At 74.1% G+C, this 18769-nt stretch carries 16 protein-coding genes; 4 read left to right on the top strand and 12 right to left on the bottom strand.

Features of this window, described 5'->3' with window-relative positions:
• Window positions 1-108: 108 nt before the first annotated feature.
• From ABLM29_RS02805 to ABLM29_RS02780, 6 genes are all read right to left on the bottom strand, one after another.
• Window positions 109-1224 carry an AI-2E family transporter gene (locus tag ABLM29_RS02805; RefSeq protein WP_349712228.1) on the bottom strand — a complete coding sequence of 372 codons (1116 nt, stop codon included), beginning with the start codon at window positions 1222-1224 and terminating at the stop codon, window positions 109-111.
• Complete coding sequence (locus ABLM29_RS02800) at window positions 1221-1811, bottom strand: potassium channel family protein (protein ID WP_349712226.1); 591 nt, start codon at window positions 1809-1811, stop codon at window positions 1221-1223. Before ABLM29_RS02800 ends, ABLM29_RS02805 begins: the two co-directional genes overlap by 4 nt.
• Window positions 1808-3922 carry an alkaline phosphatase family protein gene (locus ABLM29_RS02795; protein WP_349712224.1) on the bottom strand — a complete coding sequence of 705 codons (2115 nt, stop codon included), beginning with the start codon at window positions 3920-3922 and terminating at the stop codon, window positions 1808-1810. Before ABLM29_RS02795 ends, ABLM29_RS02800 begins: the two co-directional genes overlap by 4 nt.
• 77 nt (window positions 3923-3999) lie before the next feature.
• Window positions 4000-5013 (bottom strand): DUF389 domain-containing protein, encoded by a 1014-nt coding sequence (locus ABLM29_RS02790; protein ID WP_349712222.1) that lies wholly within the window; start codon window positions 5011-5013, stop codon window positions 4000-4002.
• Between the two features lie 109 nt (window positions 5014-5122).
• On the bottom strand, window positions 5123-5506 hold the full coding sequence (locus ABLM29_RS02785) for an SHOCT domain-containing protein (protein ID WP_349712220.1): 384 nt from the start codon (window positions 5504-5506) through the stop codon (window positions 5123-5125).
• A 165-nt stretch (window positions 5507-5671) separates the two neighbouring features.
• Window positions 5672-7990: a molybdopterin-dependent oxidoreductase gene (locus tag ABLM29_RS02780; protein WP_349712218.1), complete on the bottom strand. Its 2319-nt coding sequence runs from the start codon at window positions 7988-7990 to the stop codon at window positions 5672-5674.
• A gap of 261 nt (window positions 7991-8251) precedes the next feature.
• Between ABLM29_RS02780 and ABLM29_RS02775 the strand changes: the two genes are divergently transcribed.
• Both ABLM29_RS02775 and ABLM29_RS02770 read left to right on the top strand, forming a co-directional pair.
• The gene (locus tag ABLM29_RS02775; protein ID WP_349712216.1) at window positions 8252-8923 is read left to right on the top strand and encodes a nitroreductase; all 672 of its coding nucleotides are present in this window, start codon (window positions 8252-8254) and stop codon (window positions 8921-8923) included.
• Complete coding sequence (locus ABLM29_RS02770) at window positions 8920-9726, top strand: enoyl-CoA hydratase-related protein (RefSeq protein WP_349712214.1); 807 nt, start codon at window positions 8920-8922, stop codon at window positions 9724-9726. Before ABLM29_RS02775 ends, ABLM29_RS02770 begins: the two co-directional genes overlap by 4 nt.
• 165 nt (window positions 9727-9891) lie before the next feature.
• On the opposite strand, the gene ABLM29_RS02765 is transcribed toward ABLM29_RS02770, so the two are convergent.
• From ABLM29_RS02765 to ABLM29_RS02750, 4 genes are all read right to left on the bottom strand, one after another.
• Complete coding sequence (locus tag ABLM29_RS02765) at window positions 9892-10800, bottom strand: crotonase/enoyl-CoA hydratase family protein (protein WP_349712212.1); 909 nt, start codon at window positions 10798-10800, stop codon at window positions 9892-9894.
• Window positions 10801-10811: 11 nt separating this feature from the next.
• The gene (locus ABLM29_RS02760; RefSeq protein WP_349712210.1) at window positions 10812-11990 is read right to left on the bottom strand and encodes a thiolase family protein; all 1179 of its coding nucleotides are present in this window, start codon (window positions 11988-11990) and stop codon (window positions 10812-10814) included.
• A gap of 152 nt (window positions 11991-12142) precedes the next feature.
• Window positions 12143-12463 carry a branched-chain amino acid transporter permease gene (locus ABLM29_RS02755; RefSeq protein WP_349712208.1) on the bottom strand — a complete coding sequence of 107 codons (321 nt, stop codon included), beginning with the start codon at window positions 12461-12463 and terminating at the stop codon, window positions 12143-12145.
• Window positions 12456-13214, bottom strand: coding sequence for an AzlC family ABC transporter permease (locus ABLM29_RS02750; protein WP_349712206.1), 759 nt, complete (start codon window positions 13212-13214; stop codon window positions 12456-12458). Before ABLM29_RS02750 ends, ABLM29_RS02755 begins: the two co-directional genes overlap by 8 nt.
• Before the next feature lie 80 nt (window positions 13215-13294).
• Between ABLM29_RS02750 and ABLM29_RS02745 the strand changes: the two genes are divergently transcribed.
• Window positions 13295-13735, top strand: a complete 441-nt coding sequence (locus tag ABLM29_RS02745; protein ID WP_349712205.1) for an Lrp/AsnC family transcriptional regulator — start codon at window positions 13295-13297, stop codon at window positions 13733-13735.
• A gap of 28 nt (window positions 13736-13763) precedes the next feature.
• Here the strand turns inward: ABLM29_RS02745 and ABLM29_RS02740 are convergent, their stop codons facing one another.
• Complete coding sequence (locus ABLM29_RS02740) at window positions 13764-15344, bottom strand: cation:proton antiporter domain-containing protein (protein ID WP_349712203.1); 1581 nt, start codon at window positions 15342-15344, stop codon at window positions 13764-13766.
• Between the two features lie 138 nt (window positions 15345-15482).
• Here ABLM29_RS02740 and ABLM29_RS02735 point away from each other — a divergent pair, with 138 nt between their 5' ends.
• Complete coding sequence (locus tag ABLM29_RS02735) at window positions 15483-16580, top strand: NAD(P)H-binding protein (protein WP_349712202.1); 1098 nt, start codon at window positions 15483-15485, stop codon at window positions 16578-16580.
• Between the two features lie 21 nt (window positions 16581-16601).
• Here ABLM29_RS02735 and ABLM29_RS02730 read toward each other — a convergent pair whose 3' ends face one another.
• Window positions 16602-18764 (bottom strand): DUF5005 domain-containing protein, encoded by a 2163-nt coding sequence (locus tag ABLM29_RS02730; RefSeq protein ID WP_349712200.1) that lies wholly within the window; start codon window positions 18762-18764, stop codon window positions 16602-16604.
• Between the last annotated feature and the right edge of the window lie 5 nt (window positions 18765-18769).

Raw genomic sequence — 18769 nt, 5'->3', positions numbered from 1 at the left:
GCGGGGCGAACTGCCGATCTCTTTACTTTCGGGCGGCGATGATCCCCAGAATCGATGAGGCCCGCCTCCCCAAGGATGAGGAGACGGGCCTGGTCGAAGGAGCGAGGGTCAGGCGCTGGCCGGCGGTGGCTCGGGGGGCGCCTCCGGGATCTCACCCGGCTCCAACGGCGAGCCGATCAGACCGGAGATCCAGCGCGCGTTGGGGTCGACGTCGATGAAGAGCGTCTTCACCAGCAGCGTCATCGGCACGGCGAGGATGGCGCCGAGCGGGCCCAGGATCCAGGCCCAGACCACCAGCGACAGGAAGGTGATGCTGGCCGAGATGCCGACCGCGTCGCCGACGACCTTCGGCTGGATCACCGACTGGATCACCACGTTGATGACGCAGTAGGCGATGATCACCCACAGCATCAGGCTCCACCCGCCCTCGAGCAGGGCGAGCACCGCCGGCGGGATCAGGCCGAGGATGAAGCCGATGTTGGGCACGTAGTTGGTGATGAACGCCAGCAGGCCCCACAGCACGGGCGCCGGCACGCCGAGCGCCCACAGCACGGCCGTGTCGATCACCGCGACGATCAGGCCGAAGACGGTCGACACGATCAGGTAGCGGCGGGTGCCGCGGGCGAACGAGCTGAGCGCCCCGGCGAACTCCGCGTGGTCCGCGTGCATCGTGCGCAGGTAGGTGACGAACGGGTCCGCGTCGACGGCGAGGAACAGGATCAGCGCCGCGATGAAGAAGACGTCGGTGCCCAGCGACAGGATCGCGCCGAGCAGGCCGCCGAGCAGGTCGGTCAACCTGCCGAGGTCGAAGGAGCTCAGCATCGTGCTGATCTCGGCGCTGTCGACCCCGAACCTCTCGAGGGCGTCCCGGCCGTTGGCGAGCACCGCGTTGAGCTCGTCCTGGTAGCCGGGGACCAGCGCCGCGAACCGGGCCAGCGACACGATCATCGCGCCGATGAAGAGGAGCAGGCCGACGTACACGACCACGATGGTGACGACGGTGCCGAGCCAGCGCGGCCACCCCTTGTCCACCAGCCAGGCGCGCAGCGGGTCGGCGGCGATGGCCAGCATCAGTGCCAGCGCGGCCGGCGCGAGGATGCCCGCCACCGCCTTCATGCCCGCCACCGCGACCACCGCCGAGGCGAGGCCGAGCAGGATCAGCACGCCCCGGGGCAGGCCCGATCCCATCGATCCGGCGCGTGCCGGCTCAGGTTCCACCGTCATGCTTCCTCCTTCGTCTCGCTCATTCTGGCCTCCGGTACGTCGTCGGCGGGGGCGTTCTCGCCGGTCGGCGCGGCGTGCGGGCGGCCCGACATCTGGTCCCGCACCGCGCTCACCAGGACGGAGCCGCCCGCGGCGACGAAGACGAGGTCGAACACCATCTGCACGGCCACCATCGCGCGGGCCGTCTGGCCCACCGCGTGCACGTCGCCGAGGCCGACGGTCGTCAGCACCTGCAGGGTGAAGTACAGCGCATCGGTGCGGGTCTCGAGCTGGGCCATCTGACCGGGCTCGAGCGTCTCCAGCGCGTAGTAGCCGAAGGCGAAGACCGCCAGCACGAGCGTCGCCAGGCTCGCCAGGAACGGCAGCCGGACCTCCTGGTCGCTCATGCTGCGGCGGACCTGCGCCACGATCACCCAGGCCAGCACCACCACCCCGGCCATCGTGAGCGCCGCCGGGCCGATCACCTCCGCGCCGGAGACCCGTAGCGGGATGGCGTAGTAGATGACCAGCACGCTGACGGCGCTGATCGCCACGCGCACCCACGGGTGCCGCGGCGGCTGCCGGATCCAGGCCGCGACGCGGCTCACCGCTCCGCCTCCGCGGGCTCGGTCGCCGCTCCGGGCAGGTCGGTCCGGTGCCCGAGCCGCTCCAGCATCCCGACCAGCAGCCGGTGCAGCTGGGCCGCGCCGACGATCGGCTCCGCGCCGTCGAGCAGCCGGGACGGCGCGACCAGGACGCCGCGGTCCTGCCAACCGCCGAGGCCGCCGTGGGAGCCGACCATCTCCTCGAACGCGCTCACCTCGCCGGTCGCGGGGTCGACCGCACCCAGCACGTACAGGTCCGGCGCCTTGTCGTGGCCGAGGGCCTCGGCCAGCATCGCCGGCCCGTGGGGCGGCAGCCCGGCCATCGGGTCCGCGCCGGCCACCTCCCCCGTGGCCAGGTTCCGCCGGCCGCCCGCACCGATCGCCCACGGCGCCCCGTCCGCGTCGACGCCGGCGACGGCCTCGACGCCGGGGTGCGCGGCCAGGCCGGGCACCAGCTCGGGCCAGTGCGCGTCCACCTCGGCCAGGCTCATCCTCCGGTCGTAGCCGACGTTCTGACCGGCATAGACCAGCCCGAGGCTGCCGGAGCCGATCACCACCGGGTCGGCCTTCGCGTCGACGCCCTCCCCGCCGGCGCCCTCCCCGCCGGGGGCACGGCCCTCCCCCGCGTCCGCCTCGGCCCGGCGTGAGATGCGCCGCGACATCGAGCCGGCGGCGCGCTCGCCGAACGTGTCCGCGCCGGCGGCGTCGTCGACGATGCTCGCCACCCGGCCCCACGACTCGACCGACCGCCCCGCCCAGGTGACGTCCTCGTGCATCAGCCGGCGGCAGACCTCGGCCAGGTCCTCGCCGTGCGCCTGCTCGAACGGCGTCCCGAGCACCTGCCCGTGGTCGGAGAGCAGCACGATCTCGTAGGGGCGCGGCGCGTGCGCCGCGATCTGCTCCAGCATCGCGACCAGCTGGTCCAGCTCGGCGAGGACGTCGAGCGCCTCCAGCCGCAGCGGACCCGCGTGGTGGGCCACCTCGTCGTAATCGACGAAGTCGACGTAGATCGAGCGCCGCCCCGCCATCAGCTCCCGCGCGACCACGGCGAGCGCGACGTCGCGGACCAGCCCGTTGGTCGCCGCCCGCAGGCCCGTGAACGACCACGGCCGCTCCACCCGCGGCACCACCTGCCGGTAGCGCTGCCGGCGCGCCTGGAACCGCTCCCGGCTGATCTCGGCCACCGCCCGGCCCAGGCTCCGGGCGAAGCCGTCGGGGCGGACGAAGAACCAGCCCAGCGCCCGGCGGGTCTCGAACTGGCCGCGGGCGACCTCGATCCGGCTCCACACCATCGAGCTGCGCTCGGCGTCGCCGGAGAACAGGTTCGCGACCGAGATCCCGTCGTCGGCGAGCAGCCCGCGCCCGTCGGAGACGCGCTCCTCGATCAGCCGCGCGTCGCCGGCGCGGTTGGCCACGACCACCCGGCCCACGTCGCGGTCGTACCACCGGAAGGCCGGCACGCCGTCGTACGAGCCGTGCAGGATGCCGAGCTGGCTCGCCGGGGTGGTGCATGGCAGCTGGACCAGCCACTCGCGGACCTCGTGGCTGCCCGCCCCGACCCAGCGGCGCACGGTCGGCATCAGCCCGGCCGCCATCGCCCACTCCAGGATCGGCGCCGGTACGCCGTCGAGCTGGACGAACAGCATGCCGGTCAGCCCGTCCTCGGCCGGCGCCGCGCCCCTGCGGTTGCCGACCAGCGCGGCCACCAGCGACTCCGGCGTACCGGCCGTGACGAGCCAGCCGAGGAACGTGCCCAGCAGCGCCGACACCCAGGCCGCGGCCAGGGAGGTCCAGAACGTGACCCCGGTGATGCCCGGGATGAGGTAGAGCGAGACCTGGATGATCACGCCCTGGCCGGCGAGGGCGATGGCCAGCACGCCGACCCACCCGACGAGCGCGGCGGCATAGACCAGCGCCGGGCGCAGCAGGGCGCCGACCACGCCGGCGACGGCGGCCGCGGCCGCCCAGTCCCACGGCGAGTCCGCCCGCAGCCCCGGCAGCAGCGCGCCGGCCGCCGCGAGCGCCACCGTGCTCGTCGCCCAGGTGACCGCCATCCGGCCGAGGTCGCCGAGGCGCCACCGCCACGGCGTCATGGGCGAGAACGGTTCGCGCACGCCCCCACCCTCTCGCACCGGCGCGGCCCGCGGCGGCACCCCGGCGGATTCAGGCGCGCCGCCACGCGATCCGCGGGTCAGGCGACGGCCGTCGCCGTCCGGGAGCCCCCGAGGACCAGGGTCACCTCGACCTCGTCGACCCCACCGACCCCGGCCTCGTCCAGCTCGTCCCTCAGGTCGTCCACGCCGAGCCGGTTGTCCGGCTTCAGCCCGAGCGCCACCACGTGCAGGGTGGTGCCGCGCACGTAGACGTCGCTGAGCTCCCAGCCGCGGGCGTCCGCCCAGTCCCGGGCGACCGTCTTCGACTGCGCCAGCAGCGTCTGCTGGCGCAGCACGGTCGCGCTGCCGGCCGAGAGCGGGCCGACCAGGAGCAGCAGCGACGCCGCCACCACCAGCAGCGTCCGGCCGCGCAGCTCCCCGACGCGGAGGCCGGCCCCCTGCGCGGCGCCGCGCAGCCCGACGGCGAGCAGCACGCCGGTGCCGGTCGCGATGATCGCCGCGACGTTCGTGCCGAACAGCAGCAGCGCGCCCACGGCCTCGTCGGGCGCCCCCGACTCCAGCGTCAGCCCGACCACCGCCAGCGGCGGCACGAGCGAGATCGCGATGGCCACGCCGGGCAGCGTGTCCGAGATGTCGGAGCGGGCCACGGCGAAGGCGCCGACCAGCCCGGTCGCGATCGCCGCCAGCAGGTCGATCAGGCCGGGGGTGACCCGACCGGCGACCTCGCTGTTGGTGGCCGCGGTGACCGGCAGCTGCATCAGGAGGCCGATCAGGTAGCCGACCACCACCACCGCCAGCGAGGCGGCGCTGACCACCGCGACGTTGCGCAGGACCTGGCGGTGGTCGGCCAGGACGATCGCGAGCGCGGTGCCCAGGATCGGGGTCATCAGCGGCGCCACGATCATCGCGCCGATCACGGTCGCGGTCGAGGTCGCGACCACGCCCGCCGTCGCGATCACGCCGGAGAGGACCAGCAGGATGGTGAACGAGGAGTAGTTCCGTCGGCGGTCGCCGCGGTCCAGGAACAGGCGGTCGACGATCCGCGTGGCGTCGGCGCCGTTGGCGCGGAACACGTCGGCCCAGGTGGTCATGGGCACAGTGTGCCGCGCCCGTCCGGGCCGTGCGGGGAAGCCGCCCCGAACGTGCGCGACGCCTGACCGCCGCGGCGGTCAGGCGTCGTACGGGTGACGCGTCAGCCGGTCAGCCGAGCGCCTTGGCCTTGAGGGCGGCGAACTCCGCGTCGTCGATGACGCCCGCGTCGTGCAGGCTCTTGGCGCGTGCGATCTCGTCGGCCGGCGATCCGGCTCCGGCGGAGACCGATCGGATGTAGGACTCCGCGTCGGCCTGGGCCGCGCGGGCGGACGCCAGGTTGCGCTCCGCCATCCCCTTGCCGCGGAAGATCAGGTAGACCAGCGCGGTGAGGAACGGGACGAAGAGCAGGAAGAGGATCCAGACGGCCTTGAACCAGCCGCTCAGCTCCTGGTCGCGGAAGAGGTCGCCGATGATCTGGAAGAGCACGATCAGGTAGGCGACGAAGAAGAAGATCGAGATAGAGAGCCAGAAGAAGTCCCAGAAACTGTCCACGGGAACACTAAAGCGCAGGTCAGGCCGTTAGTACAGTGGCAATTCGCCCTCATTCTCCGGGCCAGAGGGCCCGGTCGACGGCCAGGCACAGATCGGTGAGCACGTCGACCTTCCGCAGCGTCGACGTCGAGATCGTCCGGCAGGGGCCGCGGGCCGGCTCGACCGCTACCGGTACGAGCGGCCGCGGACGGCGTAGGCCGCGCCCGCCCTGACCTCGCTCGCCGCCCCGACCGGCGCCGGCACGGGCTCCGGCGCCGACGACCACGCCCACTGAGGCCACTGCGGCACCGGCGCGGAGGCACGCCCCTCACGCGCCGTCGCGCGGCCCGCGACCGGCTCGATCGTGACCGGTACCCCGGTCAGGTGGGACATCCCGGCCAGGCGCTCCACCTCCCCCGCCGACGCGGAGATCAGCCGGTTGACGTTCGGCCCGCCGGCGTCGACGGCGCGGCGCCAGCCGCCCTCGTGCCCCCACCCGTGCGGCACGGCGACCGTGCCCGGCCCGACCTCGTCGGTGACGCGGGCCTCGGTCTCGATCTCCCCGAACCGCGACCGGATCCGGACCGTGGCGCCGTCGACCACCCCCGCGGCGGCGGCGTCGGCGGGGTGGATCCGCGCCCGATGGGTGCGCCCGGCGCCCTTCATCAGGGTGGCGCTGTTGTGCATCCACGAGTTGAGCGAGCGCATCTCGCGCAGCGGGACCAGCCGCAGCGGGAACGCCTCGTCCTCGCGGTGGCGGTCGCCCAGGCGCGCCACCTCGGCGACGATCTCCGGCGGGTCCAGGCGAACCCGGTGATCCGGCAGCCGGACCACCTCCTCCCGCAGGCCCGTCGGCGCGTGCTCGGCGAGGACCATCCCGTGCCCCGCCGCACGCACCTCCGCGGCGGACAGCCCCCGCCGCCGCAGGCCGAAGCGGTCGCCGTACGGCCCCAGGCGCAGCAGCGCGTCGAGCGCCCGGCGCGGAGTCAGGCCCAGGCGACCCACCACGCGGCCGGCGCGGCCGGGCGCGAACGGGCCGCGGCCGGCGGCCCGCAGCACGTCGTCGAGGATCCGCCACTCCGGACGCGCCTCGCCGTAGGCCGGGACCACCGCGTCCGTGGCCTGCACGAACGGCTGGCCGGCGTTGGCGAGCATCACCGTCACGTCCTCGCGCTCCAGGAACGTGGTCGCCGGCAGCACGTAGTCGGCGTGCCGGTTCGTCTCGTTCAGGTAGAGGTCGATCGAGACGTGCAGGTCGAGCTCGCCCAGCGCGGCGACCAGACGCTCGGGGTCCGGTGTCGACGAGGCCGGGTTGCCGGCCACGGTGAACAGCGCGCGCAGGCGGCCGGGCCCCGGCGTGGTGATCTCGTCGGCCATCACCGCCCCCGGCAGCATCCCGAAGACGTCCGGGAAGCCGCCGACGCGGGAGCGGGTGGCGCCGTAGGTCGCCTGGCCCGAGCGCTCCGCCATCTCCTCCAGCGGTACGACGCCGCGGGTGAAGAGCCATCCGCCCGGGCGGTCCAGGTTGCCGGTGACCAGGTTGAGGGCGTCGATGAGGTAGTTCGCCAGGGTGCCGTGCCGGCCCAGGCACACCCCGAGCCGGCCGTAGGCCACCGCGGACGGGGCGCCGGCGAAGGCGCGGGCCAGCCGGCGTACGTCCGCGGCGGGGACGCCGGTGATCGACTCGGTCTCCTCGGGCGGGTGGGCGGCGACCGCCTCGCGCACGAACGCGACGCCGGTGCTCTGCTCCGCGATCGCCCGGGCGTCCTCCAACCCCTCGTCGAGGATCACGTGCAGCAGCGAGAGCAGCAGCCACACGTCGGAGTCCGGCCGCACCGGGAGGTGCTCGTGCGCGCGGGCCGTCTCCGTGCGCCGCGGGTCCACGACCACCACCCGGCCACCGCGGTCGACGATGCCGCGCAGCACCTCCTTGACCCGCGGCACCCGGACCAGGCTCATGTGCGAGACCAGCGGGTTGGCGCCCAGCATCAGCAGGAAGTCGGTGCGCCACAGGTCGGGGAACGGCGTCTGGGTGAGCGCGCCGTAGAGGAGCTTGTTGGCGACCATCCGGCTGTTGGAGTCCTGCGACCCGGGGCTGTAGATCTGGGGCGCGCCGAGCGCGCCGCGGAAGGCGCCCAGCCACAGCGAGAGCTCGCTGTTGAAGCCGGCCGGGTTGCCGACGTACATGCCGACGGAGCCGCCGCCGTCCTCGTCGAGCACCCGGGCCAGGCGGGCGCCGATCCCGGCCAGCGCGTCCTCCCAGGAGACCCGGCGGAACGTGCCGTCCGCGGCGCGGCGCAGCGGGTGCAGGACGCGGTCGTCGTCGTTCTGGATCTCGGTGAAGGCGATCCCCTTGGGACAGACCTGCCCCCGCGAGAGCGGGTGGGCGGGGTCCGGCGCGAGCCGGACCAGGCGGCCGTCCTCGACGGTGGCGATGAGCCCGCACAGGGGCTCGCACATCCTGCAGTACGTCGCGCGCTCCTGCGGAGCCTGCGCAGCAGTCATCCCCATGTCCCCCAGCACCATTGCCGACGACCGAGCACGGGCCTGACGGCCCGATGGGCACCGATGCTAGGCGCTGGAGCGCCGGACGGATAGGCCCCCGACGCCGCCCGTTCACCGGAAGGTCGACCGTTGGGAACGCGGATCGGTGCCACCCTTGACCGACGCCGCACGGCGGGGCAGGCTGCGCAAGGATCCGAACGATTGTTCGGAAGTCGGGAGCGTCGCGCGCGGGTTCGGCGCGGAGGAAGGAGAGGGTGCCACGTGGACTTCGGCACGCTGATGGAGAGCCGGTGGAGCTGCCGGGCGTACCGCGCCGAGCCGCTGCCCGAGGAGCTGCTGACCGAGGTGCTGGCGACCGCGCAGCGCACCCCCTCGTGGTGCAACACCCAGCCGTGGCAGGTGCACCTGCTCGGCGGCGAGGCGCTGGAGTGGTTCCGCAAGGAGCTGACCGCGCGGGTGGTCGCCGACCCGATGGGCGTCAGCAGCGACCTGCCGCTGCCCGGGGGCTACTTCGGGGTGTACGACGAGCGGCGCCGCGAGGCCGGCTACGCGCTCTACGCGTCGTTGGGGATCGAGCGCTCGGACCGCGCCGCGCGGGCCGCGGCGATGCTGCAGAACTTCGACTTCTTCGGCGCCCCGCACGCCCTGATCGTGACCACCGACAAGGTGCACGGCACCTACGGCGCGGTCGACTGCGGCGCCTACGTGACCAACCTGATGAACGCCGCCCTGGACCGCGGGATCGGCTCGATCGCCCAGGGCGCGATCGGCATCCAGGCCGGCGTCGTACGGGAGCTGCTGGACCTGCCCGAGGACCGCCTGGTGGTCTGCGCGGTGGCGCTCGGCTGGCCCGCCGAGGAGCACCCGGTCAACGGCTTCCGCACCTCCCGGGCGGGGCTGCCCGACGTGGTGCACGTGGTCGAGCGGCCGTGACCGCCCCGGACCGCCCCGCCCCGGACCGCCCCGCCCCGGACCGCCTCGCGCCGGAGGGCCCGCTGCGGGTGGCGCGCGACGGCGGCGTGCTGGTGCTGACGCTGAACCGGCCGCGCAAGCGCAACGCGCTGGACCGGTCCCTGACCGACGCGCTCTCCGCCGCGCTGGACGAGCTCGACGACGACCCCTCGCTGCACGTCGGGATCATCGCCGCGGAGGGGCCCGTCTTCAGCGCCGGGACCGACCTCACCGAGTCCGCCAGCCCGGCCACGGACCGCGGGGGCGAGTACGGGCTGGTACGACGCCGCCGGACCACCCCGCTGATCGCCGCCGTCGACGGGCCGGCCCTCGGCGGCGGGTTCGAGCTCGTGCTCGCCTGCGACCTCGTGGTCGCGGGAGCGGGTGCGCGGTTCGGCCTGCCCGAGGTGGCCCGGGGCCTGGTGCCCACCTGCGCCGGGCTGTTCCGCACCCCCGACCGGCTGCCGCCGACGATCGCGGCCGAGCTGGTGCTGACCGGCGACCCGATCGACGCCGACCGCGCCCACCGGGTGGGCCTGGTCAACGTGCTGACCGAGGAGGGCGGCGCGCTGGCCGGCGCCCGCCGCCTCGCGGAGCGGATCGGGGCCAACTCCCCCGACGCCGTCTCCGCCGCGCTGCGGGCGCTGCACGACGCCCGCGGGCCGGCCGAGGCCGCCGGCTGGACCGCGACCGACCTGGCGATCGAGCGGATGCTCCGCTCCCCCGACGTGGCCGAGGGCGTGACCGCGTTCTTCGAGAGGCGCCCGCCCCGCTGGTTCCGCTGACCCCCGTTCGCCGAGTTGGGGGATCCCGACGTGCGAGTTGGGGGGTCGCGACGTGCGAGTTGGGGAAAAGCGACCGTTCGGTGTCGCCTTCCCCCAACTCGCGTGTCGCCTTCCCCCAACTCGCATGTCGCCAACCCCCATCTCGCGGGTCGGGGTTGGCTTGGGTCAGCCGAGGTTGGCCGGGTCGAACTCCGGCGCCGGGAACGCGGCGAGCACGTCGGGCACGTCGTCGGGCACCCGCCCCGTGAACTCCGGCGCCCGCTTCTCCAGGAAGGCGACGATCCCCTCCTTGGCGTCGTCGCTGACGCCGCGGTGGTTGAGCCCGATCGTCTCCGCGGTGTGCGCGACCACCGGGTGCTCGGCACCGAGCATCCGCCACATCATCCGCCGCGAGAGCGCCACGGAGACCGGGGCCGCGTGGTCGGCGATCTCCCGGGCCAGCGCGTAGGCGGCGGGCAGCAGGTCGTCCGGCTCGTGCAGCGACCGCACCAGCCCCTTCGCCAGCGCCTCCTCCGCGCCGAAGACCCGACCGGTGTAGACCCACTCCAGCGCCGTCTGCATCGGCACCACCCGCGGCAAGAACCACGTCGAGCAGGTCTCGGGCACGAAGCCGCGCCGGTTGAAGACGAAACCGAACCGCGCGGCCGTCGAGGCCAGGCGGACGTCGCAGGGCAACGTCACCGTCGAGCCGATGCCGACCGCGGCGCCGTTCACCGCGGCGATCACCGGCTTGTCGAGGTCGAACAGCCGCAGGGCGATCCGGCCGCCGCCGTCGCGCCGCACGGGGAGCTCCTCGCCCGGGACGTCGAAGACGACCCCCTCGGGAGCATCGGGATCCTTCCGCCAGACCTCGAACGAGGAGGCGGAGCCGGACAGGTCCATCCCGGCGCAGAACGCCTTGCCGCGCCCGGTCAGCACCACCGCCCGGACCTCAGGATCCGCGTCCACGGCATCGAGCGCCGCAAGCAGGCTCGACTCCCCCTCGGTGGTGAGGGCGTTGAGCGCCTCGGGGCGATCCAGCCAGATCGTGGCGATGCCGTCGGCCACGTCCAGGGAGACGTGGGTCAGCTCCATGGGACGGCCCATCAGAGGCGCTCGATGATGGTGGCGTTGGCCATGCCGCCGCCCTCGCACATCGTCTGCAGGCCGTAGCGGCCGCCGGTCGCCTCGAGGTGGTTGAGCAGCGTGGTCATGATCCGCGTGCCGGAGGCGCCGAGCGGGTGGCCGAGCGCAATCGCGCCGCCGCGCGGGTTCAGCTTGGCGGGGTCGGCGCCGAACTCCTTCGCCCAGGCCAGCGGCACCGGCGCGAACGCCTCGTTCACCTCGTAGGCGTCGAGCTGGTCGATGGTCAGGCCCGAGCGCTTGAGGGCCAGGTGGGTGGCCGGGATGACGCCGTCGAGCATCGTCACCGGCTCGGAGCCGGTCACCGCGAACGTGTGGAAGCGGGCGCGCGGGGTGAGCCCGAGCTCGCTCGCCTTCTCCTCGCTCATCACCAGCATCGCCGACGCCCCGTCGGTGAGCGGGCTGGAGTTGCCGGGCGTGATCCGCCAGTCGATCTCCGGGAAGGCGGTGCCCCAGCGCTCGTCGGTGAAGGCCGCCCGCAGGCCGGCGAGGCCCTCGGCGGTGGTGGAGGCGCGGACCGTCTCGTCGACCGTGTGGGTGCCGCCCGACGGCAGCGCGACCGGGACGATCTCGTTGTCGAAGGAGCCGTCGGCGGCGTACGACGCCGCGCGCTGGTGCGAGCGGGCGCTGAATGCGTCGAGGTCCTCTCGCGAGAAGCCGGCACGGGCGGCGATCAGCTCGGCGCCGATGCCCTGGTGCGGCAGGCCCTCGGGGAAGCGCTCGGCGAGCGGGCCGAACGGGTCGCCGCCGGCCGCGTTGGTGCCCATCGGCACGCGGCTCATCGACTCGACGCCGCAGGCGATGGCGATGTCGTACGCCCCGGCGATGACGCCCTGGGCGGCGAAGTGCGCGGCCTGCTGGGAGGAGCCGCACTGGCGGTCGACGGTGGTGGCGGGGACCGAGATCGGGTAGCCGGCGTGCAGCAGCGCGGTGCGGCCGATGTTGAGCGCCTGGTCGTTGACCTGGATGACGCAGCCGGCGATCACGTCGTCGACGAGCGCGGGGTCGAGGTCATTGCGCTCGGTGACTGCGCGCAGCACCGTCGAGAGGAGCTCGACCGGGTGCACCTCGGAGAGCGCACCCCCGGGCTTGCCCTTGCCGGAGGCGGTGCGGACGGCGTCGACGATGACAGCAGAGGTCATGGGTGCTCTCCTCGGTGCACGGGAACGCCCCTGCGTCCGCGCCAGCGGGTCACGAACCGAACGAGCGTTCAGATGTGCATCCGAGAGTGCCACCGCGGCACTGTGACGTCAACCACCCCACCGAAACCCCCACCCACCGCGCGCATGGAGGGTCAGAGGTTCAGCAGGGCGACGCAGGTGATCGAGCCGGCGAGGATGGAGAGCGCGCCGTTGCGCCGCCACAGGTGCATGCCGACGGTCACGCCCACGCCGAGCAGCCGGGCGGTCGCGCCCGACACGTCGCCGAGGTCGATCTGGGCGAGGCAGTAGACGACGAGGATGACCACGACGCCGAGCGGCATCCACCGGGCGAGGTCCGCCAGGAGGGCGGAGCCGCGGAGCGCGTCGGCGACGGCGAACGGGATCGCCCGCGTCGCCACCGTCACCGCGACGGCGACGGCGAGGCCGGCGGCGAGGTACAGGGGGTCAGGCACCGACGGCCCCGAGCGGTCGACGGTCGGGGCGGGCGCGGTGGCCCGCATGGTGGCGGACCACCATGGCCGCGCCGAAGGCGACCATCGCGACCAGCATCATCGCGCCCGGGAAGAGCACGAGCGCGGCGGTGCCCGCGGCGACCGCGACCACCAGGCCGACCCGGTCGGGCCCCGCCTTGAAGGCGTCGAGGGCGAGCACGATGAACAGCGCCGTGAGCACGAAGTCGAGGCCCTGGACGCCCCGCAGGAGCGAGGCGCCGAGCAGGCTGCCGACCAGCGAGCCGCCGACCCACGACAGGTGCGTGCCGGCCTGGGTCCACAGGATGCGCCCGCTGCTGAGCTCGCGCGCCTCCTTGGTGCCGAGCATCGCGTACGCCTCGTCGGTGAGCGCGAAGACGCTGTAGGCCCTGCCCAGCCGTCCGCGGACGTGCCGCAGCGGGAACGAGAGCCCGTAGAAGAGGTGGCGGGCGTTGACCATGAACGTCGTCGTGCCGACCGCGACCAGCGGTGCGCCGACCGCCCACATGCCGATCAGCAGGAACTCGGCCGAGCCCGCGAACAGCACCAGGGAGACCAGCGGCGAGAACCACCACGGGAAGCCGCTGCCGACCGAGAGCACGCCGAGGCCGACGCCGATCGCGCCGACCCCGATCCACACCGGGGCCGCCTCGGCCGCGGCGGTCGCCAGGCCCGACGCGGCACCCGCGGCGGGTCGCCGCCGCGGCGTCGTCGGGGCCTGGTCGAGAAGCATGGGCGAACGCTAGGGGGAATCGCACGCAATGTGCTGTCCCGAAGTTGCTCGATCCTCGTTGTACGCGCACGATTTGATGCGTGGATGATCTTGACCGCGCAATCATCGAGCACCTGCGGCGCGATGGGCGCCTCAGCAACCAGGAACTGGCCTCCCGCGTCGGCCTCACCCCGGCCCCCTGCCTGCGCCGGGTACGGCGCCTCGAGGCGGACGGCGTCATCCTCGGCTACGGAGCCCGCATCGACGAGGCGGCACTCGGCCGCGGCCTGGAGGTGATCATCAACGCCGACCTCGTCGCCAAGGACCTGGCCACCGTCCAGGCGTTCGAGGAGCGGGTGGCCGCCCTGCCCGAGGTGGCCGAGCTGCGCCGCATGTTCGGCCTGCCCGACTACCAGCTGCGGGTGCGGACCGCCGACTTCGCCTCCTACGAGCGGTGGCTGACCGGCAAGCTCCTCGGCGACCCGGCCATCGCGCGCGTCGACTCGCGGCTGACGATGAAGATCGTCAAGACCGGCCCCTGACCGCCGAGCCGACGACGGCCCCGTCGGCTCAGCCCTCGCCGGGCACCCCGGCCGCGGCGACGGCCCGGTCGGCCAGCTCGGTGCCGGCGCCGTCGTACAGCTGGAAGCCGGTGTCCGCGCCGCGCTCGGTGGCCTGGGCGAGGTCCTCGTCGAACTGGGCGACCACGGCGACCGTGCCCGGGTAGCCGCTCTCCCGCAGCCGGCCGAGCACCGCCAGGTTGCTGCCGTGGAACGGCATCGCCAGCAGCACCATCCGGGTGCCGTGGAAGGCGTCGGCCGTCCACATCTCCGGGTCCGTCGCGTCGCCCTCGACCACGTGGTAGCCGGCGTCGACCAGGCGCTGGCAGCGCTCCCGGTCGGTCTCGATGCCCATCACCCGCAGGCCGAACTCGTCGCGCAGCCGCTCGTAGGCGGAGCGGCCGACCCTCCCCATCCCCAGTACGACGGCCTGCGTGTCGCCCACGTCGAGCAGCCGGTCCTCGGGGTGGATCCGGTCCAGCGGCCGGTCCGGCAGCAGCCGGCGCAGCAGGCGGACCAGCCCGTCGCCGCGGAACGGGATCGCCGAGAGGACGAAGCTCGCGGCGACGGCGGTGCCCAGGATCTGGGTCCAGTCCTCGGAGAGCAGGCCCGCGGGCGCGGCGACCACGACGATGAGGCCGAACTCGGAGAAGTTGGCCAGGCCGAGCCCGGTGAGCACCGCGGTCCGGCGGCGGAACCGGAACAGCCAGAACAGCAGGGCGAACCCGAGCGCCTGCAGCGGCAGCAGGAGCAGCAGCACCGCCGCGACCAGGATCTCCGAGGCGCTCGGCAGGCCGGCCAGGCCGATCGAGACGAAGAAGCCGACCAGGAGCAGGTCCTTGAGGGTGAAGAGGCTCTTGGCCAGCTCGCCTGAGCGCGGCGCGGTCGCCAGCAGCATGCCCATCACCAGCGCGCCGAGGTCGCCCTTCACCCCGACCGAGTCGAAGAGCCAGTACCCGGGGACGAAGGCCAGCACGACGCCGTACAACGGGAGGAGCTCGTCGTGGCCGAGGCGGGCGAGGAAGAGCCGGAGCAGGGGCGCGGCCGGCAGCACCAGGAGCAGCAGCACCGCCCAGGGGCTCGGCGGGTGTCCCTCGCCGATCGCGATGAACGCGACCGCGGCGAGGTCCTGGATGACCAGCACGCCGATCGCCGTGCGCCCGCTCAGCGACCTGGTCGCGTTGCGCTCCTCGAGGAGCTTGACCACCAGCACCGTGCTGGAGAAGGAGAGGGCGAACCCGACGAAGAGCCACCCCTTCCACCCCGCGTCGGCGGCGGCCGCGATGCCGACCAGCGCGAGCACGCCGACCAGCGCGGCGCCGACGACGGTGCTCACCGCCATGTGCAGCGACGTGGTGGCCCAGACCTCCCGCCGCACGAGTGCCCGCAGGTCCACCTTGAGGCCGACGCCGAAGAGCAGCACGGTGACGCCGAGGTCGGCGATCGTCTCGATCGACGGGGTGACCTCGACACCGAGGGGGCTCAGCACGAAGCCGGCCGCCAGGAATCCCGCCAGCGGCGGCAGGCGCAGCGCGGTGGCCACGGCGCCGCCGATCAGGGCGGCGAGGACGATCACCTCGGTGTCGTGCACGGACGGACCCCTCCTCGGCTCGGGTGCCCCGATCCTCCCAGCCCCGTGTTTCGTGCTCGGCACAACCTCCGAAACCGGCGCGCCGTGTCGACCCGGACCGGGCCGCACGGCGACCGTAGATCATATATTCTCGGCTCCATGGCCTTCACCACCATCACCGACCTCGACGCGGCCGCCGCGCAGGCGCGCAGCCACGACCTCCGCAAGCGGCTCCTCACCACCGAGTCGACCACGTACGCCGCCGGCCCCACCGGGACCGGGAACGGCGAGCGGGTGCTGGTGCTCGGCGGGACGGGCTACATCGGCCGCGCCCTGATACCTGAGCTCGCCCGCCGCGGCTACACGCCGGTCGTGCTGGCCCGCGGCGTCGAGGCCGCCGAGGACCCGGCGTTCGCGGACGCCGAGGTGATCGTCGGCGACCCCACCCGCCCCGGCGACGTGGCCGGCGCGGTCGCCTCCGGCGACACCGCCGTCGTGGTCTCGCTGCTCAGCGGCCGGCGCCCCAACGACGCCGACGAGTGCCGCCTCGTCGACCACGAGGCCGTCGTCAACGGCATCCGGGCCGCCGTCGAGCACCGCGTCCGGCAGTTCATCCACGTGAGCGACTTCGGGGCCTACCGCCCCGAGCTGATCCCGCAGGTCTACAAGCTCCAGGTCGAGGGCGAGCTGATGGGCCAGCACCACGGCCCGCTCCCCTGGACGATCATCCGGCCGACGGCCTACTTCCCCTACCTGTCGATGACGTTCGGCGACGTGAAGAACGGGCTGGCCTACCGGATCTTCGACCACGGCGAGTACAACGTGGTCAACCCGATCGCGCGCGAGGACCTCGCCGAGTTCATCACCAACCAGGTGCTCTCCGCCGACGCGCTGGGCCGGGTCCTCCCGGTCGGCGGTCCGTGGGTGCCGGAGAACGTCGTCACCCTCAAGGACGCCGGGCAGATGATGTTCGACATCACCGGCCGCGAGCCGCAGTGGGACGTGGTGCCGATGGCCACCTGGGACAAGAAGATCGCCCGCCTGGTCCGGATCGGGCGGATGAGCGCGAAGGTCCGGCCGGTCGCCTACTACCTCGAGGCCGCCAAGTACTGGTCCGTCGTCGACCACGTCGCCCCGGCGTACGGCGAGCGCACGCTGCGCGGCTTCATGGAGAGGCTCAAGGACCGCGAGTTCCCGACCGGCAGCTTCCGGGAGCGGATGAAGAGCGGCACCAACATGATGCCGACCGACATCTGACCCGCCGGCGGCAGCCAGCACTCAGGACGCCGGCAGCGGCACCCGCAGGAACCGCGGCCGGTAGAGCAGCGGGTTGCGCATCACCTTGCCGAAGTCGGTGCTGTTGCGGCTGTAGGAGACCAGCACCGAGCCCTTGCGCGGCAGCAGGTCGGGATGGGCCAGCGGCATGTAGCGCAGCTGGCCCGTGGCACCGTCGCTGGGCAGCTCGGCGACCGGCGGCTGTGCCGTGAACGGACCGGTCGGCGACGACGCGGTCCAGAAGACCAGGTCGCTGCCGAAGACCTCGTCGCGCTTGCTGAACGCGTACCAGGTGCCGTCGCGCTCGAAGACGCTGAGCGTCTGCGAGACGCCGTCCCGGTACGGGATCAGCGTGGCCGCGTCCTCCGCGCTCCCCGACCAGCGCGAGCCGTCCCAGAACCGCCAGCGCCGCAGGTCGCCGACCTCGTCGGGGCGCACCCGCGCCACGTGCAGCGCGAAGCCGGTGAACACCTCGCCCTCCTCCGGCCGGGACGTGCCGTAGGCGTAGAGCCACCCGCCCGCGCGGACGCTGGCGGCGCCCCACATCGGCCGCGCGGTGTCGGCGTCGTCGCGGCCGAGGTCGCGCACCTCGAGCAGCTGCGGCGTACCGCCGACGGGGACCAGGTACGTCGCCACCGCCGGCCCCAGGATCTCGAAGTCGAACACGCTGCTGGTGCCCGTCTGCCGGACCCGCTGAGCGAAGACGGTGACCAGGTCGTAGCCCGGGTAGCCGGTCGTGGTCAGCGACATCGGCCAGTACCCGACCTTGCCCCGGTCGGGGATCACCGCCCCACCGTTCTCGGGGAGCACCACCTGCAGGCAGTCCTCGCCCAGCAGCAGCATCGAGTTGCGGACCAGCGTGTCGCCGCCGTCGGCCCGGCGCAGGGTGTCGCCGAACATCCAGACCGCGCGCGGGCCCTGGAGGATCGTCTCCGCGCCGATGTCGCCGCCCTGGAACTCGGGCGACCCGCGGAGCCGGGTGAGCCGGTTGAGGTCCTTCGGCGTCTCCAGGCTGCCCGTCGCGGTGCAGGAGGTGCTGGCGGCGAGGCTGACCATGCCCAGCGGCGTCGGGTCCGCGGTCGGGGTGAGCGCCAGCACCGGCGCGGCCACCGCCAGCACGGCCAGCAGTCCGACCAGGATCCGTGCCCGCCACCGCGCGGGCGCGACGCCCTCGGGCGCGGAGGCGTCCGCCCCGGCGTCCGCTCCGGCCGCCGGCAGGCGGCGCTCGGCGCGGATCGCCGCGGTCCGGCACAGCGCGATCACGATCAGCGCCAGGACCACGCTGCCGACCAGCAGCACCATCGGGACCAGGAGCGCGTGGTCCTCGGCGGAGACGAGGCCGGCCAGGGCGTCGTTCCCGGCGCCCAGCGCGGTCCAGGGCGCGACGGCGCCGGCCGGCCCGCCGAGCAGCACCTCGCTGCCCGAGATGACGAGCGGCGCCGGCAGCACCAGCAGCAGCAGCCCGGCCAGCGCCAGCCCGTGCAGCCGCAGCAGCACCTCCCAGGCGAGCGTGACCAGGCCGGCGCCCAGGGCGACCAGGGCGACCACGCCCGCCACCCCCGCCGGCGGGGCGTCGGGACTCGTCGCCGGCCGGAGCCCGGGCACCGCCAGCGCCACCGCCGCGGCGACCGCCGCCAGGGCCACCACCAGCGAGATCCGCACCAGGCCGCGGACGAGATTCCGCGGCACCGGCCCCCACAGCAGCGACATCACCGCGACCAGCAGGAAGCCCGCCAGGACCGCCACCACCGAGGCACGCAACGCGGCCACGTCCGGCACCGCACGACCCGGTACGGCGGTCACCTCGACCGTGCGCCCGAACCGCGTCGAGAGCGCCTCGGTCCCCTCGACCACCCGCTCCCGCACGCGCGGGTGCAGGCCGTCGCGGATCAGCAGCCGGTCCTCGGTCGAGCGCAGGTCGAGCACCAGCGCGCCGACGACGTCCCCCCGCGCCACCGCGTCGCGGGCCCGCCGCGGGCTGGTGACCACGCCCGGGTCCATCGGCTCGCCCGGCAGGCCCGCGGCCGCGCTCGCCAGCGGCTGGGCGACCACCTCGGGGCCGACCAGCAGGACCGGGGCACGGTGCAGGTCGACGCCCCGGCCGGCGACCACCGCCGGGGTGACCCACGCGACCGCCGCCGCGGCGAGCGCCAGCAGGGCCAGCACCCGCC

The organism is Nocardioides sp. YIM 152588 (assembly GCF_040191335.1).
Classification (GTDB): Bacteria; Actinomycetota; Actinomycetes; order Propionibacteriales; family Nocardioidaceae; genus Nocardioides.
The sequence above is the reverse complement of the archived record's forward strand: the minus strand, read 5'-3'. Positions and strand labels throughout refer to the sequence as shown.

Excerpts from the sequence above, each read along its gene's own strand:
- ABLM29_RS02805 (WP_349712228.1), bottom strand. The coding sequence starts at position 1,224 with ATGACGGTGGAACCTGAGCCGGCACGCGCCGGATCGATGGGATCGGGC.
- ABLM29_RS02790 (WP_349712222.1), bottom strand. The coding sequence starts at position 5,013 with ATGACCACCTGGGCCGACGTGTTCCGCGCCAACGGCGCCGACGCCACG.
- ABLM29_RS02780 (WP_349712218.1), bottom strand. The coding sequence starts at position 7,990 with ATGACTGCTGCGCAGGCTCCGCAGGAGCGCGCGACGTACTGCAGGATG.
- ABLM29_RS02765 (WP_349712212.1), bottom strand. The coding sequence starts at position 10,800 with ATGGAGCTGACCCACGTCTCCCTGGACGTGGCCGACGGCATCGCCACG.
- ABLM29_RS02760 (WP_349712210.1), bottom strand. The coding sequence starts at position 11,990 with ATGACCTCTGCTGTCATCGTCGACGCCGTCCGCACCGCCTCCGGCAAG.
- ABLM29_RS02750 (WP_349712206.1), bottom strand. The coding sequence starts at position 13,214 with ATGCTTCTCGACCAGGCCCCGACGACGCCGCGGCGGCGACCCGCCGCG.
- ABLM29_RS02735 (WP_349712202.1), top strand. The coding sequence starts at position 15,483 with ATGGCCTTCACCACCATCACCGACCTCGACGCGGCCGCCGCGCAGGCG.